A 15,286-nucleotide genomic window follows, 5' to 3' on the forward strand; every position below is an offset into this window, starting at 1 on the left:
GCGTACGTCCACTCCCCGACAAGACACCGAACGACGGAGGTGGCGGTGGTATGGCCGGTTTCCGGAGTCTCGCGAGACAGGTCCGCGATCCCCGGGCCGATCTGGCCCTGCGGCGGTACTCGCTGCGCAAATGCCTGGAGCGCTTCGCCCCCTACGGGCACCGGGCGACCTGGGACCATCTGTGTGCCCGGCACGGGTTCGGCCCGGAGGACCGGGCGCCCGACCCGGCCCGGCTGACGGGCGCACTGACCGAACTGGAGGCCGCCCGGGCCCTCTGGCTGGCGTACGAGGCGGGGTTCGCCGAACGGCGGCGCCGCGAGAAGCGCGAGGGGCTGCGCCGGCCGGGCGGCTTCGATGCCTGGCACCGGCGGATCTGGGGAGGCAACGGCGTGGCCCGCTGCGCCGACCCCGGTACGCATCCGAGCGCCCCGCTCCCCGAGGTACTGCTCCGGCTGATCACCGCGCTCGGCGCCGAGCCGGGAACAGCCTGCCCGGTCTGCGCGGAGACCCGGATCGTCTGGCGCAAGGACCCGCACCGCGAGCCCCGGTCAGGGCCGGTGTGCACGGGCTGCGGCATCCTCGTACCGGTGTCGGCGCTGACCCCGGGGACGCTGGCGCGGGCGCACCGGATAGGGCATCAGCAGCTGACCTCGGCGGCCTGAGGGCAGAGGGACGAGGGCCGGCGGCCGGAGCACGAAGAGCCGGATACGGGCGGCCGGGGGCCGGACGAGCGGCCCCCGAGCGCCGGTTGTCTCCCGCCCCCGGGGGCGTCAGTCGCGCGGTTCCCGGCCGGCCGGGCGTTCCGGCATCAGCCGGGAACCGGCCATTCGCTCGCCGGAGATGTCGTCCGGGTTGGAGAGGACACAGGTCTCCAGCGAGAGGCAGCCGCAGGCGATGCAGTCCGTCAGATGGTCGCGCAGCCGGCCGAGCTGCTTGATGCGTTCGTCCAGCTCGGTGCGCCAGGCCCCCGACAGCCGGGCCCAGTCCTCCCGGGTGGGCGTGCGCTCCTCCGGCAGTTCGGCGAGCGCCTCACGGACGGTGGCCAGCGGGATGCCGACCCGCTGGGCCGCGCGCACGAAGGCGACCCGCCGCAGCGTGTCCCTGTCGTAACGGCGCTGGTTGCCGCTGGTGCGGCGACTGGTGATCAGCCCCTTGGACTCGTAGAAGTGCAGGGCGGAGACGGCCGCGCCGCTGCGCGCGGCGAGTTGGCCGACGGTGAGTTCGTGGAGCGACTGGGGAATCTGGGGCACGCCCCGAAATCTACGGGAGCGGGAGCGCGGCCACTTCGTTGACAGGAGCCGACGGCCACTCCATGCTGAGCAAGCGCTTAGACATCGAGCAGTGAGCCGGAAGGCAGGACCAGGACCATGGCAGAGCCGAAGATCTTCACCTCCGCACAGGAGCTGCGCGACGGTGTGGGCGAGCAGCTGGGGCACAGCGACTGGCTGGAGATCGACCAGAAGCGGATCGACCAGTTCGCCGAGGCGACCGGCGACCACCAGTGGATCCACGTCGACCCCGAGCGCGCGGCGACCGGCCCGTTCGGCACGACGATCGCCCACGGGTACCTGACGCTCTCCCTGCTGCCCGCGCTCGTCCCGCAGGTCATGTCGGTCGAGGGCGCGAAGATGGGCATCAACTACGGCACCAACAAGGTCCGCTTCCCCTCCACGGTCCCGGTCGGCTCGCGGCTGCGCGCCACCGCCGTGCTGAAGTCCGTCGAGGAGGCGGGCGGCGGGGTGCAGATCACGGCGGTCGTCACCGTGGAACGCGAGGGCGGCGAGAAGCCGGCCTGCGTGGCCGAATCGGTGTCCCGCTACTACTTCTGAACCGACGCCCTCGGTAAGGGACTTACGACCGGCGGACCAAGCGGCAAGCCCGCCGCACCCCGAGGACGCGGGGTGCGGCGGGCTACGTACCGTTCGAACACGCGCGGCCGGGGCGCTACTTCGGGGCGCCGACCATGCGCAGCACCAGGTCCACGTAGAGCGCGCCGACCTCCTCGGGGGTGCGGCTGCCCTGCGCGTTGAACCAGCGCGAGACGTCGATGCAGAGGGAGAGCACGGCGAGCGCGGTGCCGGGCACGTCGGGGACGTCGAACTCCCCGGTGTCCACACCGTCCTTGATGATCCGCCGCATCACCGCGTCGGTGCGCCGCCGCAGTTCGATGATCTCGGCGCGGTGTTCGTCGCTCAGCGCGTCGAGTTCGTACTGCACCACCCGGGCCGTGGCGAAGCGCTCGGCGTGCCAGTGGACGAAGGCCCGTACGGCCAGGGCGAGCCGGTCCGGGGCCGTGCCCTCGCCGTCCGCCGCCGCTTCCAGCAGGGAGAGCGCGCGGTCGTGGCCGATCCGACTGATCCGGTGGAGCAGCTCTTCCTTCGTCTTGTAGTGGATGTAGAGGGCCGCCGGGCTCATGCCGGCCCGGCCCGCGATGTCACGGGTGGTCGTCGCGTGGTAGCCGCGCTCGGCGAAGGCCTCGACCGCCGCCACGAGGAGCCGCCGGGCGGCTTCGGGGGTCACTTCGCCCCACGGCGTCTCCTGGCCGTCGGTCTCCTCCGCCGTACCCATCGTCACGCGCCCCTCTCCGTCCACCGGACGAACACCATACCCCGACCCTGAGCAAGCGCTTAGGATCTCGCCCGCAGGATAGCGCCGCCCGTCCGAAAGGGGGAGGTGGGAAGCGGTGAAACGGTTGTGCCCCCGAGATCACCCGGGTACCGGGGACGTCGGGGGCGGCGAGTGGGAGCGGGGCGGGCGGGCCCGCGCCGGGGCTCAGAGCTTCTGGAAGGGGTCGTGCTCGGCGAGGATCTTCTCCAGCCGCGCCTGGTCGACGCGGCTGACGATCCGGCCCTCCTCCTGGCGGTCGCGGATGACCTTGGCGAGGGTGAAGCACGAGGTGACGAGGTAGAGGACGCCGATGGCGAGGAATCCCCGCACCCAGGCGTCCGCGTCGAGGAAGAAGATCCCGAGGGCCACCGCGCTCATCGCCACTCCGAAGGATGCGACGGCCTGACCGTAGAAGGCGGCGGTGCTCTGCTGCTTGACCGATGTCGTGTCGCTCATGCCCCGAAGCTTCCGCCGCCCGTCGGGCCGTCGCATCCGTGCCGGTACTCACTCCCGTACTCAGGGGGCGCGGCGGCGCGGCAGCCGGGGGCGCGCGGGTCAGAAGGCGGAGACGCCGGTCAGCGCGCGGCCGATGATCAGCTTCTGGATCTGGCTGGTGCCCTCGTAGAGCGTCATCACGCGGGCGTCGCGGACCAGCTTGCCCACCGGGTACTCGTCGATGTAGCCGTAGCCGCCGAACACCTGGAGGGCGTTGTTGGCGCAGCGTACCGCCGCTTCCGAGGCGAAGAGCTTGGCCTGGGAGGCGGCGGTGGCGAAGGGTTCGCCCCGGTCGACCAGGTCGGCGACCCGCCAGGTCAGGAGGCGTGCGGCGTCCACGTCCACGGCGATGTCACTGATGAGTTCCTGGACCAGTTGGTAGCCGGCGATGGGCTTGCCGAACTGCTGCCGTTCGCCCGCGTAGCCGACCGCCGCGTCCAGGGCCGCCTGCGCGATCCCGACGCAGCCCGCGGCCACCGACATGCGGCCCTTGGCCAGCGCGGACATCGCGATCGAGAACCCCTTGCCCTCGGGGCCCATCAGCGCGGACGCGGGGACCCGGACGCCGTCGAGGACCAGTTCGGCGGTGGCCTGGCCGCGCAGACCGAGCTTGCCGTGGACGGTGTTCCGGGTGAGGCCGGGGGTGTCGGTGGGCACGAGGAAGGCGGAGACGCCCTTGTGGCCCGGGGTGTCGTTGGTACGGGCGAAGAGCAGCACCACGTCGGCCCAGGTGCCGTTGGTGATGAACATCTTGCTGCCGTCGATGACGTACTCGTCCCCGTCGCGCACGGCCTTCGTGGCGAGGTTCCCCGCGTCCGAGCCGGTGCCGGGCTCGGTGAGCCCGAAGCAGCCGATCAGCTCTCCGGCGGTGAGCCCGGGGAGCCAGCGGCGCTTCTGCTCCTCACCGCCCCAGGCGGCGATGGTCTTGGCGACCAGCCCGAGGGAGACCGAGACGATGCCGCGCACCGAGGAGTCGCCGCGCCCCAGCTCCTCGGTGACCAGGCAGTACGCGAGGTGGTCGCCACCCGAGCCGCCGTACTCCTCGGGCACGGTGAGGCCGAGGAATCCCAGAGCGCCCAGCTTCTTCACGATCGACTTGTCGACGCTCTCGGCACGGTCCCAGGCGGCGACGTGCGGGGTGACCTCCCGGGCCACGAAGTCCCTGGCCAGCCGGCGGACCGCTTCCTGCTCCTCGCTGAGCTCCAGGTTCATCGCGCTTCTCTCCTCCGCGTCGGGCACCGCTCCCGCCGGATCACCGATCCACCGGCACTTTAATTAGCACTGCTAGTTTCCTGTCGCAGCCCACTATGTGCCGCACGGCCGGAAGGCGCAAGCCCCTCCGGCCGTGACGTGACCGCCGCTCTTTCCGGCCAACCGCGGAGAGAGGCACGGGCCCGGTCCCGCGCGCTGCTAGATTCCCAGCCTCCGGTCACGCGCTGCCGGCTTCCCGGCTCCCGGTCACGCGCTGCCGGCTTCCCACCTCCCGGCCACGGGCGCGGCAGGAAGCCGCGAACGATCCCGCCGACGAGCGGGTGGACACGACGAGGGGAGCCGGATTGGCCGCCGAACACCGCGAAGGCCCGGACGCCCCGGGGGACGAGGGCTGTCCGCTCGGGGTGATGTCCGTCCCGCTGGTGATCCTGTATCTGATCGCGGGCTTCTTCCTGTACACGGCCCTGTCGATCCGCCCCTCGGGCGGCTGGGACGACCAGGCCCGGGCGGGCATCGTCCTGTCCTGCGTCCTCACGCTCCTGGCGGGCGGGGCGGCGGCCGGGATCGTGGCGCTGCGGCCGGTGCGCAGGGCGATGGGCTGGTGGTGGGCCGCCCCCGCGCTGCCGTTGGCCGTCGCCGCCGCGATCCGCTGGGCCACCACGGAGTAGGCCGATCACCTGCGGCTTCCCGGCGGCCAGGCCCTACTATGTGCCGCATGGCCCGACCTCGTACCCCCCTGCTGAGCCGAGAACGGATCGTCGAGGCGGCGGGCGCGCTGGTGGACGCGGAGGGCCTCGGTGCGGTCTCCACCCGGCGGCTCGCCGCCGAGCTGGGGGTCAGCGGGCCGTCGCTGTACAACCATTTCCGGAACAAGGACGAGATCCTCGAAGCGGTCGCGGACGCGGTGTCCGCCCAGGTCGATCTGTCGATGTTCGACGCGGACGATCCGCGCGACTGGCAGCGTTCCCTGTACGACTGGGCCGTCTCCTACCGCGCCGCGCTCTCCGCCCATCCGCACATCGTGCCGGTCCTGGCGCAGGGCCCCGGGCGGCGGCCGGCCGGGCTGCGGGTGGCCGACGCGGTGTTCGGCGCGATGGTCGACGCGGGCTGGCCGCGCGCCCAGGCCACGTACATCGGGGCGTTGATGCGGTACTTCGTCACGGGCTCCGCGCTGGGCTCCTTCGCGCGGGGTTTCGTGGACGACGAGACGGCGTACGACCCCTCCGACTACCCGCACCTCGGCCAGGCCCACCTGCTCGCCGACCGGCGCCGGCAGGTGGACGAGGGGGCGTTCGAGACGGGGCTGCGGGCGCTGCTCGACGGGCTGGCGCTCCAGTACGCGCAACTGGAACCCGTCCGTACGCCTGCCCGGGGCCCGCGCGGGAACTCCGGGACGACCGGGGCGCGGCAGAGCCGATCGGGCCGGGACCACACGTCGGAACGCGAGAGCCTCCCGGGCCGGGACCACCGTGCGGACGATTGACGCTTCCCGCCAATTCAGTGGGCGCCCGACCCCCTGCCCCGTACGGTCCTGTCCATGAGCACACCGCCCACCCCTGCCTCCCCGCCCCGATCCGGCCCCGACCGGAAGGCCGTCGCCGCCGCCTGCTTCACCGTCGTGCTGTGGGCGACCGCGTTCGTCTCCATCCGCAGCGCGGGCGATGCCTACTCCCCCGGCGCACTCGCCCTCGGCCGGCTGCTGGCGGGTTCCGTGGTGCTCGTCGCCCTGCTGCTCGTGCGCCGCGAGGGACTGCCGGCGCGCGGCGCCTGGCCCGGCATCGTCGTCTCCGGGCTCCTCTGGTTCGGGCTCTACATGGTGGTGCTCAACTGGGGCGAGCAGGAGGTCGACGCGGGGACCGCCGCGATGGTGGTGAACATCGGGCCGATCCTGATCGCGCTGCTCGGTGCCCGGCTGCTGGGCGAGGGTCTGCCACGCAGGCTGCTCGTGGGCATGGGGGTGTCCTTCGCGGGTGCCGTCGTCGTCGGTCTGTCCATGTCGGGTCACGGCGGTTCCTCGGTGCTCGGGGTGCTGCTCTGCTTCGTCGCCGCCATGACGTACGCGGCCGGCGTGGTCGCGCAGAAGCCCGCGCTGCGGCACGGTTCGCCGCTCCAGGTCACCGCCTTCGGCTGCCTGATCGGCGCGGCGGGCTGCCTTCCGTTCACCGGGGTGCTGGTCCACGAGGCCGCCGACGCCCCGCTCTCCGCCACCCTCAACATGATCTATCTGGGCGTCTTCCCGACCGCGCTCGCCTTCACCACCTGGGCGTACGCGCTGGCGCGCACCACGGCCGGCCGGATGGGCTCCACCACCTACGCGGTGCCCGCTCTCGTGGTGCTGCTGTCGTGGCTGGTGCTCGACGAGGTGCCGGCCGCGCTCTCCGTCCTCGGCGGGCTGCTCTGCCTGGCAGGGGTGGCGGTCTCCCGGACCCGTCCGCAGACTGGGCGCACGCGGAAGGTCGTGGCCGAGCCGGTGGAGGTAACCCCCGATGGCATCGAGCAACAGGAAACCGGGCGGGTCTGACGGGCGGGCCCGGGCGCCCCGGCGACGTACCGCCGGGGCGGACTTCCCGGCCGAGGGCTCCCCGGCGCGGAGCGCTCCGCCCGAGTCGGAGGCGGATCACGCCGCCCGGTTCGGCGGACCGCACCTGGAGGGTTTCGGGGTCCGGGACCGGGGCGACGACGACCCCGAGCTGGTCACCCCCGAGGGCCGCGCCCGGGACGCCTGGCGGGAGGACTACCCGTATCCGCAGAAACTCGGCCGCAAGGCGTACGACAAGCAGAAGCGCGCCCTCCAGATCGAGCTGATCAAGCTCCAGCACTGGGTGAAGGAGCACGACGAGCGCCTGGTGATCATCTTCGAGGGGCGGGACGCGGCGGGCAAGGGCGGCACCATCAAGCGGTTCACCGAGCACCTCAACCCGCGCGGTGCCCGGGTGGTGGCCCTGGAGAAGCCGACCGAACGCGAGCGTTCCCAGTGGTACTTCCAGCGGTACGCGGTCCATCTTCCGACGGCGGGCGAGATCGTCCTCTTCGACCGGTCCTGGTACAACCGGGCCGGGGTGGAGCGGGTGATGGGCTTCTGCACCACCCGTGACTACCTGGAGTTCATGCACCAGGCCCCCGGGTTCGAGCGGATGCTGGTGCGCGACGGCATCCACATCGTCAAGTTCTGGTTCTCCGTCTCGCGCAACGAGCAGCGCAACCGGTTCATGATCCGGCAGATCGACCCGGTGCGCCGCTGGAAGCTGAGCCCGGTCGACCTGGCGTCGCTCGACAAGTGGGACGCGTACACCGAGGCCAAGGAGTTGATGCTCTTCCACACGGACACGGCCGACGCGCCCTGGACGGTGGTGAAGAGCAACGACAAGAAGCGGGCGCGCCTGGAGGCGATGCGGCACGTGCTGGACCGCTTCGACTATCCGGGCAAGGACGCGTCCGTGGTCGGCACCCCGGACCCGCTGGTCGTCGGCCCGGCGTCGCGGCTCTTCGAGGAGGGCGAGATGGACGCCCGGCTGCTCGCCCCGAGGCCGCCGAAGGGCTGAGGGCGGTACGTACCCCTCCGTGAGCGCACGAGTGTCCGGCTTCCGACGGCTCGGCGAACTTCTGCCGTTCGTAAGCCAGTTGACCGTACCGGTCAGTAGGGTGTGCGCCCGTGACCACACAACACGCTCCCGCACCCAGCCGTCGTACGGTCGTCAAGGCAGCGGCCGCCACGGCCGTCGCCGCCCCCGTCCTGCTCGGCGCGACCGCAGCGCGGGCCGCCGACGGGCCGGTCTTCCTGCACGGCGTCGCCTCCGGCGATCCGCTCCCCGACGGCGTCCTCCTGTGGACCCGCGTCACGCCCTCCCCGGACGCCGTACCCGGCTCCGGCCTCGGCGCGGACACCCCGGTCGGCTGGGAGATCGCCGAGGACAAGGCGTTCTCCCGCACGGTCGCCTCCGGTACGTCGGTCGCCCGGGCCGCGTCCGACCACACCGTCAAGGCGGACGTCCGGGGGCTGCGTCCGGCCACCGCCTACTTCTTCCGCTTCACGGCGGCGGACGGGCGGGTCCTCTCCCCCGTGGGCCGTACCCGCACCGCGCCCGCCGCCGGGGCGGCGACGCCCGGCGTCCGCTTCGGCGTGGTCTCCTGCGCCAACTGGGAGGCCGGATTCTTCTCCCCCTACCGGCACCTCGCGGCCCGTGCCGACCTGGACGCCGTGCTGCACCTCGGCGACTACATCTACGAGTACGCGTCCGGCGGTTACGCGCACGGGGACACCGTGGTGCGCCCGCACTCGCCGCTGCACGAAATCCTCACCCTGGCCGACTACCGCACCCGGCACGCCACGTACAAGACGGACGCCGACCTCCAGGCCCTGCACGCCGCCCACCCGGTGATAGCGATCTGGGACGACCACGAGTTCGCCAACGACGCCTGGTCCGGCGGCGCCGAGAACCACACCCCGGCGACCGAGGGCGTGTGGGCCGACCGGGTCGCGGCGGCCAAGCGGGCGTACTTCGAGTGGATGCCGGTCCGCGCCTCCACCGAGGGCACCGTCTACCGCAGGCTCTCCTTCGGCAACCTCGCCGAGCTGCACCTGCTCGACCTGCGCAGCTTCCGCTCCGCACAGGCGTCCGTCGGCAGCGGCTCGGTCGACGACCCGGAGCGCACCATCACCGGCCGGGCCCAGCTGGACTGGCTGAAGGCCGGTCTCGCCGGATCGTCGGCCGCCTGGAAGCTGGTCGGCACGTCCGTGATGATCTCCCCGGTCGCCTTCGGCTCCGTCCCCGCCGACGTGCTCGCGCCGCTCGCGGAGTTGCTGGGCCTGCCCGGCGGCGGCATCGCCGTCAACGTCGACCAGTGGGACGGCTACACCGACGACCGCAAGGAGCTGATCGACCACCTGCGGGACAGGTCGGTGACCAACACGGTCTTCCTGACCGGTGACATCCACATGGCGTGGGCCAACGACGTGCCGGTAAAGGCCGCGACCTATCCGCTGTCGGCGTCCGCCGCCACCGAGTTCGTGGTGACCTCGGTGACCTCGGACAACCTCGACGACATCCTGGGTGTCCCCGCACACACGGTCTCCGAGGTCGCCGCCCTGGCCGTGAAGGCCGCCAACCGCCACGTGAAGTGGGTCGACATGGACGGGCACGGCTACGGGGTCCTCGACGTGACCGCCGCCCGCTCGCAGATGGACTACTACGCGGTCTCCGACAAGACCCGCCAGGACGCCACGGCCGCCTGGGTCCGCTCGTACCGCACGCTCGACGGCACCCAGAAGGTCGAGCGGGTCGACGCCCCGGTGCGCTGACCCGCAGGCCGAACCACCCGCGACCCACGCCGTCGCCCGCCCGTGCCGGGAGGTACGGGCGGGCGGTGGCGCCCCTCCACCCGTGGCGCGCCGCGGCTCAGAACGTGACCAGGGCCCGGCCGCCCTTTCCGGCGATCATGTTCTCGAAGGCGGCGGGGATGCCGTCGAGGGAGATCCGCTCGGTGACCATCGACGAGACGTCGAAGCGGCCCGCGCGGATGTGTGCGGCGAGCACCGGCAGATCGCGTTCCGGGTCGCTGTTGCCGTAGACGCAGCCGGTCAGGGTGCGGCCCCAGTGGAAGATCTCCAGGGCGTTGAAGGTGACGTCCTGGTCCTTGGCTCCGATGCCGACGACGGTGGTGCGGCCGCCCCTGCGGGTGGACTCCCAGGCGGTACGGATGGTCTGCGCGCGGCCCACGCACTCCACGGCCACGTCCGCGCCCACCCCGTCGGTGAGTTTGCGGATCTCGCGCGGGGTGGTGGCGGAGGCGACGACGTAATCGGTGGCGCCGGCCAGGCGTGCCAGCTCCTCCTTCTCCGGTGTGACGTCCACCGCGACGATCCGGGAGGCCCCGGCGATGCGCGCCGACTGGAGCACGGCGAGGCCGACCCCGCCGATCCCGAACACGGCCACGGTCTCCCCGGCGCGTACCCGGGCGGAGTGGTGGACCGCGCCGTAGCCGGTGAGTACCGCGCAGCCGAGGAGGGCCGCGTCGGTGAGCGGGATGCCGGCCGGGGCGGGCAGCACGCAGTTCGCGGCGACGAGGGTCTCCTGCGCGAACGCGCCGACGTTCAGGCCGGGGTGGAGTTCGGTGCCGTCGGCGAGACGGGCGTGGACGTTCGCGGCGCCCTTCAGTGCGTCGGCGCAGAGCCAGACCTCGCCGATCCGGCAGGGGTGACAAACGCCGCATGAGGGGGCCCAGTTGAGGACGACCCCGTCGCCGGGGGCGACGTGCTCGACGCCCTCGCCGACCTCCAGCACGGTGCCCGCGCCCTCGTGGCCGAGTACGCAGGGCACCGGCAGCCGCATGGTGCCGTTGCTCAGGGAGAGGTCGGAGTGGCAGACCCCGGCGGCGGCCAGGCTCACCCTCACCTGGCCGGGACCGGTCTCCGGCAGCTCGATGTCGGTGATCTCCAGCGGCGCTTGGACGGCGGGCAGTACGGCGGCGCGAACCACGGACGGCTCCTCGGTTGGTGGGCCGGCCCGGCGGGACCGGCGGCGGATCGGTGGGCGCGGGGGCGGATCGGCGGGCAGGAATGCCGGGTTCAGAACTGGAAGGACTTCGTCTGGAGGTACTCGGCGAGACCGTGCGGGCCGAGTTCGCGGCCGACGCCGGACTGCTTGTAGCCGCCGAAGGGAGCCAGCGGGTTGAAACGGCCGCCGTTGATGTCGACCTGCCCGGTCTCCATCCGGCGGGCGAAGGCGACGGCCTGCTCGTCGTCGGCCGCCCAGACCGCACCGGCCAGGCCGTAGACGGTTCCGTTGGCGATCCGCAGGGCGTCCTCCTCGTCCTCGTACCGGAGGATGGAGAGGACCGGGCCGAAGATCTCCTCCTGGGCGATGGTCATCTCCGGGGTGACGTCGGCGAAGACGGTGGGGCTGACCCAATAGCCCACCCCCTGAGGCCAGTCGGGGCCTCCGGCGACGAGCCGGGCGCCTTCCGCGACGCCCTTCTCGATGTAACTCCGCACCCGTGCACGCTGCTTGGCGTTGACGACGGGGCCGATCCGCTCCCCTGGTACGTACTTGGCGACGGCCGCCGCCGCGAGGTCCACGGCCTCCTCGTACCGCTCCGCGTCCACCAGCATCCGGGTCCACGCGCTGCAGGTCTGGCCGGAGTTGGACATCACGTTGGCGACGCCGACGTTGACGGCCTTGGCGAGGTCGGCGCCCGGCAGGATGACGTTGGCGGACTTGCCGCCCAGTTCCAGCGCGACGCGCTTGACCGCTCCGCTCGCGGTGGCGCCGATCGACCGGCCCACGGCCGTGGAGCCGGTGAAGGAGACGAGGTCCACCCCGGGGTGTTCGGCGAGCGCCTGCCCGGCGACCGGGCCGAGCCCGGTGACCAGGTTGAAGACGCCGGCCGGGATCCCGGCCTCCTCGGTCGCCTCCGCGAAGAGCTGGGCGGTCAGCGGGGTGTCCTCGGCGGGCTTGAGGACGACCGTGCAGCCGGCGGCCAGCGCGGGGGCCACCTTGGCGACGATCTGGTGGAGCGGGTAATTCCAGGGGGTGATCGCGCCGACGACCCCGACCGGCTCGTGCAGCACGGTGGAGTTGCCGAGCTTCTCCTCGAAGGCGTACGTGGCGGCGAGTTCGGCGTACGAACCGGCGACCAGCACCGGTACGCCCGCGTGCACGGTCCGCGAGAGCCGGAGCGGGGAGCCGAGTTCGGCGGTGACCGTCGCGGCGATCTCCTCCGCGCGGGCCGCGAGGACGTCCCGCAGGGCGGCGAGCCGTGCGGCCCGCCCTGCGGGCGGGGTAGCGGCCCAGCCGGGGAACGCGGCGCGCGCGGCGCGTACGGCGGCGTCCACGTCGGCGGCCGTACCCGCGGGCACATGGGCGATGACCTGCTCGTCGGCCGGGTTCACGACCGCGATGGTGTCGCGGCCCCCGGCGGGCCGCCATGCGCCGCCGATGTACATCCCGTCGTGCGCCTTCATGGGCTGTTCCTCCCGGGCTTGCGGTGTTCGTCCGGCTCTGGGTGTCCGTCCGGCTCCCGGCCGCCCCGGCCCCGGCAGGCCGGACCCGGTCGGCGGAACGGTGGAGCGGCGGAGTCTCAAACTAGCGCTGTTAGTTTTTGTACGCCAGGGCCGGTGCGGACGGAGTCCGGAGACGCGCGTCACGTGGGCACCGGCCGCACGGTGGACGCGACCGGGAAACGCCGAGGGGCGGCGCTCTCCGGCTCGGTGCCGGGTCACGCCGCCCTGGGGCGGTACGGGTCGCGGGGGACGGGCCGCACTGCGGCCCGCGGAGTCACGACCGCTTACTTCGGGTCGGCGTTGAAGGTCTTGGTCGACCAGAGGTAGCCGAGTACCGAGAGGCCGAGGCACCAGGCGACTGCGATCCATCCGTTGTTGCCGATCCCGGTGCCGAGGAGGAGTCCGCGCAGGGTCTCGATGGCCGGGGTGAACGGCTGGTACTCGGCGATCGGCTGGAACCAGCCGGGCATGGTGTCGACGGGGACGAAGGCGCTGGAGAGGAGCGGCAGCAGGATCAGCGGCATCGCGTTGTTGCTCGCCGCCTCCACGGTCGGGCTGACCAGACCCATACCGACCGCGATCCAGGTGAGCGCCAGGGCGAAGAGCACCAGCAGACCGAAGGCGGCCAGCCACTCCAGCACGGTGGCGTCGGTGGAGCGGAAGCCGATGGCGACCCCGACCGCCCCGACGAGGACGACGCTGGCGACCGACTGCATCACGCTGCCGACGACGTGTCCGACGAGGACCGATCCCCGGTGGATCGCCATGGTGCGGAAGCGGGCGATGATGCCCTCGGTCATGTCCATCGAGACCGAGACCGCACTGCCGACCACGGTGCTTCCGATGGTCATCAGGAGGAGGCCCGGGACGATGTAGGCGATGTAGTCGGAGCGGTCCCCGCCGCCGATGCCCGCGCTCATGGTGTCGCCGAAGATGTAGACGAAGAGCAGCAACAGCATGATCGGCGTGAGCAGCAGGTTCAGGGTGAGCGAGGGGTAGCGCCGGGCGTGCAGCAGGTTGCGGCGCAGCATCGTGGACGAGTCGCGCACGGCGAGGGAGAGGGTGCTCATCGGACGTCCTCCTTGGACGGGGGCGGCACGGACTGTCCGCCGGACTGGTCGGACTGGTCGGACTGGTGGGGGACGCGGGCTCCGCCGGTGAGGGCGAAGAAGACGTCGTCGAGGTCGGGGGTGTGGACGGTGAGTTCGTCGGCTTCGACGCCTGCGGTGTCGAGGCGGTCGAGGATGGTGCGCAGTTCGCGCTGGCTGCCGTCGCTGAGGATCTGGAGGGCGAGGGCGTCGTCGTCGCGGGAGGCGTCGGGCAGGGCGGCGGCGGCTTCGCGGTAGGCGGTGGGGTCGGTGAAGCGGAGGCGTACGTGTCCGCCGGGGACGAGGCGTTTGAGTTCGTCGGCGGTGCCTTCGGCGGCGATCTTGCCGTCGTGGAGGACGGCGATGCGGTCGGCGAGTTCGTCGGCTTCGTCGAGGTACTGGGTGGTGAGGAAGACGGTGACGCCGCCGGTGACGAGTTGGCGGATGATGCCCCACATGGTGTGGCGGGAGCGGGGGTCGAGTCCGGTGGTGGGTTCGTCGAGGAAGATGATCCGCGGGTTGCCGACCAGGGTCATGGCGATGTCGAGGCGGCGTTTCATGCCGCCGGAGTAGGTGGAGGCGGGCTTCTTCGCCGCCTCCGTGAGGTCGAAGCGTTCCAGCAGTTCGGCGGCGACCCGCTTGCCCTCGGCCTTGGAGAGGTGGTGCAGGTCGGCCATGAGGAGCATGTTCTCCTCGCCGGTGATCAGTCCGTCGACGGCGGAGAACTGTCCGGTGACGCCGATCGCGGCCCGTACCGCCTGCGGGGCGGCGGCCAGGTCGTGGCCGCCGACGCTCAGCTCGCCGGAGTCGGCGGTGATGAGGGTGGAGAGGATCTTGACGACGGTGGTCTTGCCGGCCCCGTTCGGGCCGAGCAGGGAGAAGATCGTCCCGGCCGGGACGGCCAGGTCGATGCCGTCGAGGACCGTCTTGTCGCCGTAGGACTTGCGCAGACCGTTCGCCGCGATGGCCAGGTCGGGGGTGGGGAGTGCCATGGGGGTGCTCCTTTACAGGCTGCGGGCGGTGATGTCGCCGTAGGAGGTGGTCGCGTGGATGTTCAGGCCGGCGGCGCCGCCGTCGGTGTTGGCGAGTGCGTTGTGCACCCGGCCGTAGGCGGTACCGGCGTCCAGGGAGGCGGAGACCCCGCGGGCGGCGCCGACGACGATGTTTCCGTGCGAGGTGCGCAGGGTGACGGTGCCGCGAACGGCCTCGGTGACGTGGAGGTCACCCTTCTGGGTGCTGATCTCGGCGGGGCCGCCGAGGCGGCCGACCGAGATGTCCCCGGCGAGGACGGTGAGCTTGGCGGTAGCGGTCTCGTCGAGCTTGACGGTGGCCTGCTGTCCCTCGAAGACGACGTCGCCGAGCCGTCCGACGCCGCGGAGTTCGGCGCTGGCCGCCTTCGCCTCGACACGGGAACCGGCGGGCAGTTGGACGGTCACCTCGACCGATCCGGAGGAGCCGAGGATCCGGTTCGCGGCCTCGGGGGCCTCGATCCGCAGGACGCCGTCGGCGTGGGTGACCTCGATCCGCTCGGCCGCCTTGACGTCGCTGCCCTTGGAGGCGTCCGCGGGCAGGATCTCGACGGCGGTGTCGGCCCGGTCGGCGGCGATGAACCGGATGAGTCCGGCGGGGATGTCGACGACGGCCGAGAGCGGGGCGGGGGTGGGGAACTTCTGCATCGTTTTCTCCTGTGTCTGCTTCGCGGGCCCCTGCGGCCCGCCGTTTCCGACATGAGAAACGCTACGTTGCATTCACAGATCCGGCAACAAAGAAATCTGCGAAATCCCCATTAACGCAGGTCGATTGAGGGATTTCATTGCAATGGACGTGAAGCGAATGCAACGGCCGAGCAGGCAGTCGTTGCAATGACTTGAGCGCGAACGCTAAG

The 15,286-nt window shown here is 72.0% G+C and carries 16 protein-coding genes; 7 read left to right on the forward strand and 9 right to left on the reverse strand.

The genetic code is table 11. The features are described from left to right. Window positions 1-50 precede the first annotated feature (50 nt). Window positions 51-662 carry a hypothetical protein gene (locus OHA55_RS03725; RefSeq protein ID WP_266702742.1) on the forward strand — a complete coding sequence of 204 codons (612 nt, stop codon included), beginning with the start codon at window positions 51-53 and terminating at the stop codon, window positions 660-662. A gap of 108 nt (window positions 663-770) precedes the next feature. Here OHA55_RS03725 and soxR read toward each other — a convergent pair whose 3' ends face one another. After that, window positions 771-1,250 (reverse strand): redox-sensitive transcriptional activator SoxR, encoded by a 480-nt coding sequence (soxR, locus tag OHA55_RS03730; RefSeq protein ID WP_266702744.1) that lies wholly within the window; start codon window positions 1,248-1,250, stop codon window positions 771-773. Between the two features lie 117 nt (window positions 1,251-1,367). Here soxR and OHA55_RS03735 point away from each other — a divergent pair, with 117 nt between their 5' ends. Next, the gene (locus OHA55_RS03735; protein WP_266702746.1) at window positions 1,368-1,829 is read left to right on the forward strand and encodes a MaoC family dehydratase; all 462 of its coding nucleotides are present in this window, start codon (window positions 1,368-1,370) and stop codon (window positions 1,827-1,829) included. A gap of 115 nt (window positions 1,830-1,944) precedes the next feature. On the opposite strand, the gene OHA55_RS03740 is transcribed toward OHA55_RS03735, so the two are convergent. From OHA55_RS03740 to OHA55_RS03750, 3 genes are all read right to left on the reverse strand, one after another. Next, on the reverse strand, window positions 1,945-2,568 hold the full coding sequence (locus OHA55_RS03740) for a TetR/AcrR family transcriptional regulator (protein ID WP_266710399.1): 624 nt from the start codon (window positions 2,566-2,568) through the stop codon (window positions 1,945-1,947). Window positions 2,569-2,772: 204 nt separating this feature from the next. Further along, entirely contained in the window at window positions 2,773-3,063 is a 291-nt protein-coding gene (locus OHA55_RS03745) for a YiaA/YiaB family inner membrane protein (protein ID WP_266702748.1), read from the reverse strand. 99 nt (window positions 3,064-3,162) lie between these two features. Further along, entirely contained in the window at window positions 3,163-4,314 is a 1,152-nt protein-coding gene (locus OHA55_RS03750; RefSeq protein ID WP_266702750.1) for an acyl-CoA dehydrogenase family protein, read from the reverse strand. A gap of 344 nt (window positions 4,315-4,658) precedes the next feature. Between OHA55_RS03750 and OHA55_RS03755 the strand changes: the two genes are divergently transcribed. The 5 genes from OHA55_RS03755 (at window position 4,659) to OHA55_RS03775 (ending at window position 9,613) form a co-directional block, all read left to right on the forward strand. Beyond that, on the forward strand, window positions 4,659-4,982 hold the full coding sequence (locus tag OHA55_RS03755) for a hypothetical protein (RefSeq protein WP_266702752.1): 324 nt from the start codon (window positions 4,659-4,661) through the stop codon (window positions 4,980-4,982). Window positions 4,983-5,029: 47 nt separating this feature from the next. After that, window positions 5,030-5,797: a TetR/AcrR family transcriptional regulator gene (locus tag OHA55_RS03760; protein WP_266702754.1), complete on the forward strand. Its 768-nt coding sequence runs from the start codon at window positions 5,030-5,032 to the stop codon at window positions 5,795-5,797. A 54-nt stretch (window positions 5,798-5,851) separates the two neighbouring features. Next, window positions 5,852-6,835: a DMT family transporter gene (locus OHA55_RS03765; RefSeq protein WP_266702756.1), complete on the forward strand. Its 984-nt coding sequence runs from the start codon at window positions 5,852-5,854 to the stop codon at window positions 6,833-6,835. Next, on the forward strand, window positions 6,801-7,856 hold the full coding sequence (ppk2, locus tag OHA55_RS03770; protein WP_266702758.1) for a polyphosphate kinase 2: 1,056 nt from the start codon (window positions 6,801-6,803) through the stop codon (window positions 7,854-7,856). The genes OHA55_RS03765 and ppk2 overlap by 35 nt, the downstream gene beginning before the upstream one ends. 110 nt (window positions 7,857-7,966) lie before the next feature. Beyond that, the gene (locus OHA55_RS03775) at window positions 7,967-9,613 is read left to right on the forward strand and encodes an alkaline phosphatase (protein ID WP_266702760.1); all 1,647 of its coding nucleotides are present in this window, start codon (window positions 7,967-7,969) and stop codon (window positions 9,611-9,613) included. A gap of 97 nt (window positions 9,614-9,710) precedes the next feature. Here OHA55_RS03775 and OHA55_RS03780 read toward each other — a convergent pair whose 3' ends face one another. The 5 genes from OHA55_RS03780 to OHA55_RS03800 form a co-directional block, all read right to left on the reverse strand. Next, window positions 9,711-10,790 carry a Zn-dependent alcohol dehydrogenase gene (locus OHA55_RS03780; RefSeq protein ID WP_266702762.1) on the reverse strand — a complete coding sequence of 360 codons (1,080 nt, stop codon included), beginning with the start codon at window positions 10,788-10,790 and terminating at the stop codon, window positions 9,711-9,713. A gap of 89 nt (window positions 10,791-10,879) precedes the next feature. Continuing rightward, on the reverse strand, window positions 10,880-12,274 hold the full coding sequence (locus tag OHA55_RS03785; RefSeq protein ID WP_266702763.1) for an aldehyde dehydrogenase family protein: 1,395 nt from the start codon (window positions 12,272-12,274) through the stop codon (window positions 10,880-10,882). Window positions 12,275-12,597: 323 nt separating this feature from the next. Continuing rightward, a complete protein-coding gene (locus tag OHA55_RS03790) occupies window positions 12,598-13,383 on the reverse strand; it encodes an ABC transporter permease (RefSeq protein ID WP_266702765.1) in 786 nt (261 codons plus the stop codon). After that, window positions 13,380-14,393 (reverse strand): ATP-binding cassette domain-containing protein, encoded by a 1,014-nt coding sequence (locus tag OHA55_RS03795; protein WP_266702767.1) that lies wholly within the window; start codon window positions 14,391-14,393, stop codon window positions 13,380-13,382. Before OHA55_RS03795 ends, OHA55_RS03790 begins: the two co-directional genes overlap by 4 nt. Before the next feature lie 12 nt (window positions 14,394-14,405). After that, the gene (locus OHA55_RS03800) at window positions 14,406-15,077 is read right to left on the reverse strand and encodes a DUF4097 family beta strand repeat-containing protein (protein WP_266702769.1); all 672 of its coding nucleotides are present in this window, start codon (window positions 15,075-15,077) and stop codon (window positions 14,406-14,408) included. Window positions 15,078-15,286: the final 209 nt, after the last annotated feature.

Origin of the sequence: Streptomyces sp. NBC_00102 (genome assembly GCF_026343115.1) — a bacterium.
In the GTDB taxonomy this organism is placed as follows: domain Bacteria; phylum Actinomycetota; class Actinomycetes; order Streptomycetales; family Streptomycetaceae; genus Streptomyces.

Coding starts and splice junctions, on each gene's coding strand:
- OHA55_RS03725 (WP_266702742.1), top strand. CDS start 51: ATGGCCGGTTTCCGGAGTCTCGCGAGACAGGTCCGCGATCCCCGGGCC.
- OHA55_RS03735 (WP_266702746.1), top strand. CDS start 1,368: ATGGCAGAGCCGAAGATCTTCACCTCCGCACAGGAGCTGCGCGACGGT.
- OHA55_RS03740 (WP_266710399.1), bottom strand. CDS start 2,568: ATGGGTACGGCGGAGGAGACCGACGGCCAGGAGACGCCGTGGGGCGAA.
- OHA55_RS03745 (WP_266702748.1), bottom strand. CDS start 3,063: ATGAGCGACACGACATCGGTCAAGCAGCAGAGCACCGCCGCCTTCTAC.
- OHA55_RS03750 (WP_266702750.1), bottom strand. CDS start 4,314: ATGAACCTGGAGCTCAGCGAGGAGCAGGAAGCGGTCCGCCGGCTGGCC.
- OHA55_RS03760 (WP_266702754.1), top strand. CDS start 5,030: ATGGCCCGACCTCGTACCCCCCTGCTGAGCCGAGAACGGATCGTCGAG.
- OHA55_RS03765 (WP_266702756.1), top strand. CDS start 5,852: ATGAGCACACCGCCCACCCCTGCCTCCCCGCCCCGATCCGGCCCCGAC.
- ppk2 (WP_266702758.1), top strand. CDS start 6,801: ATGGCATCGAGCAACAGGAAACCGGGCGGGTCTGACGGGCGGGCCCGG.
- OHA55_RS03785 (WP_266702763.1), bottom strand. CDS start 12,274: ATGAAGGCGCACGACGGGATGTACATCGGCGGCGCATGGCGGCCCGCC.
- OHA55_RS03790 (WP_266702765.1), bottom strand. CDS start 13,383: ATGAGCACCCTCTCCCTCGCCGTGCGCGACTCGTCCACGATGCTGCGC.
- OHA55_RS03795 (WP_266702767.1), bottom strand. CDS start 14,393: ATGGCACTCCCCACCCCCGACCTGGCCATCGCGGCGAACGGTCTGCGC.
- OHA55_RS03800 (WP_266702769.1), bottom strand. CDS start 15,077: ATGCAGAAGTTCCCCACCCCCGCCCCGCTCTCGGCCGTCGTCGACATC.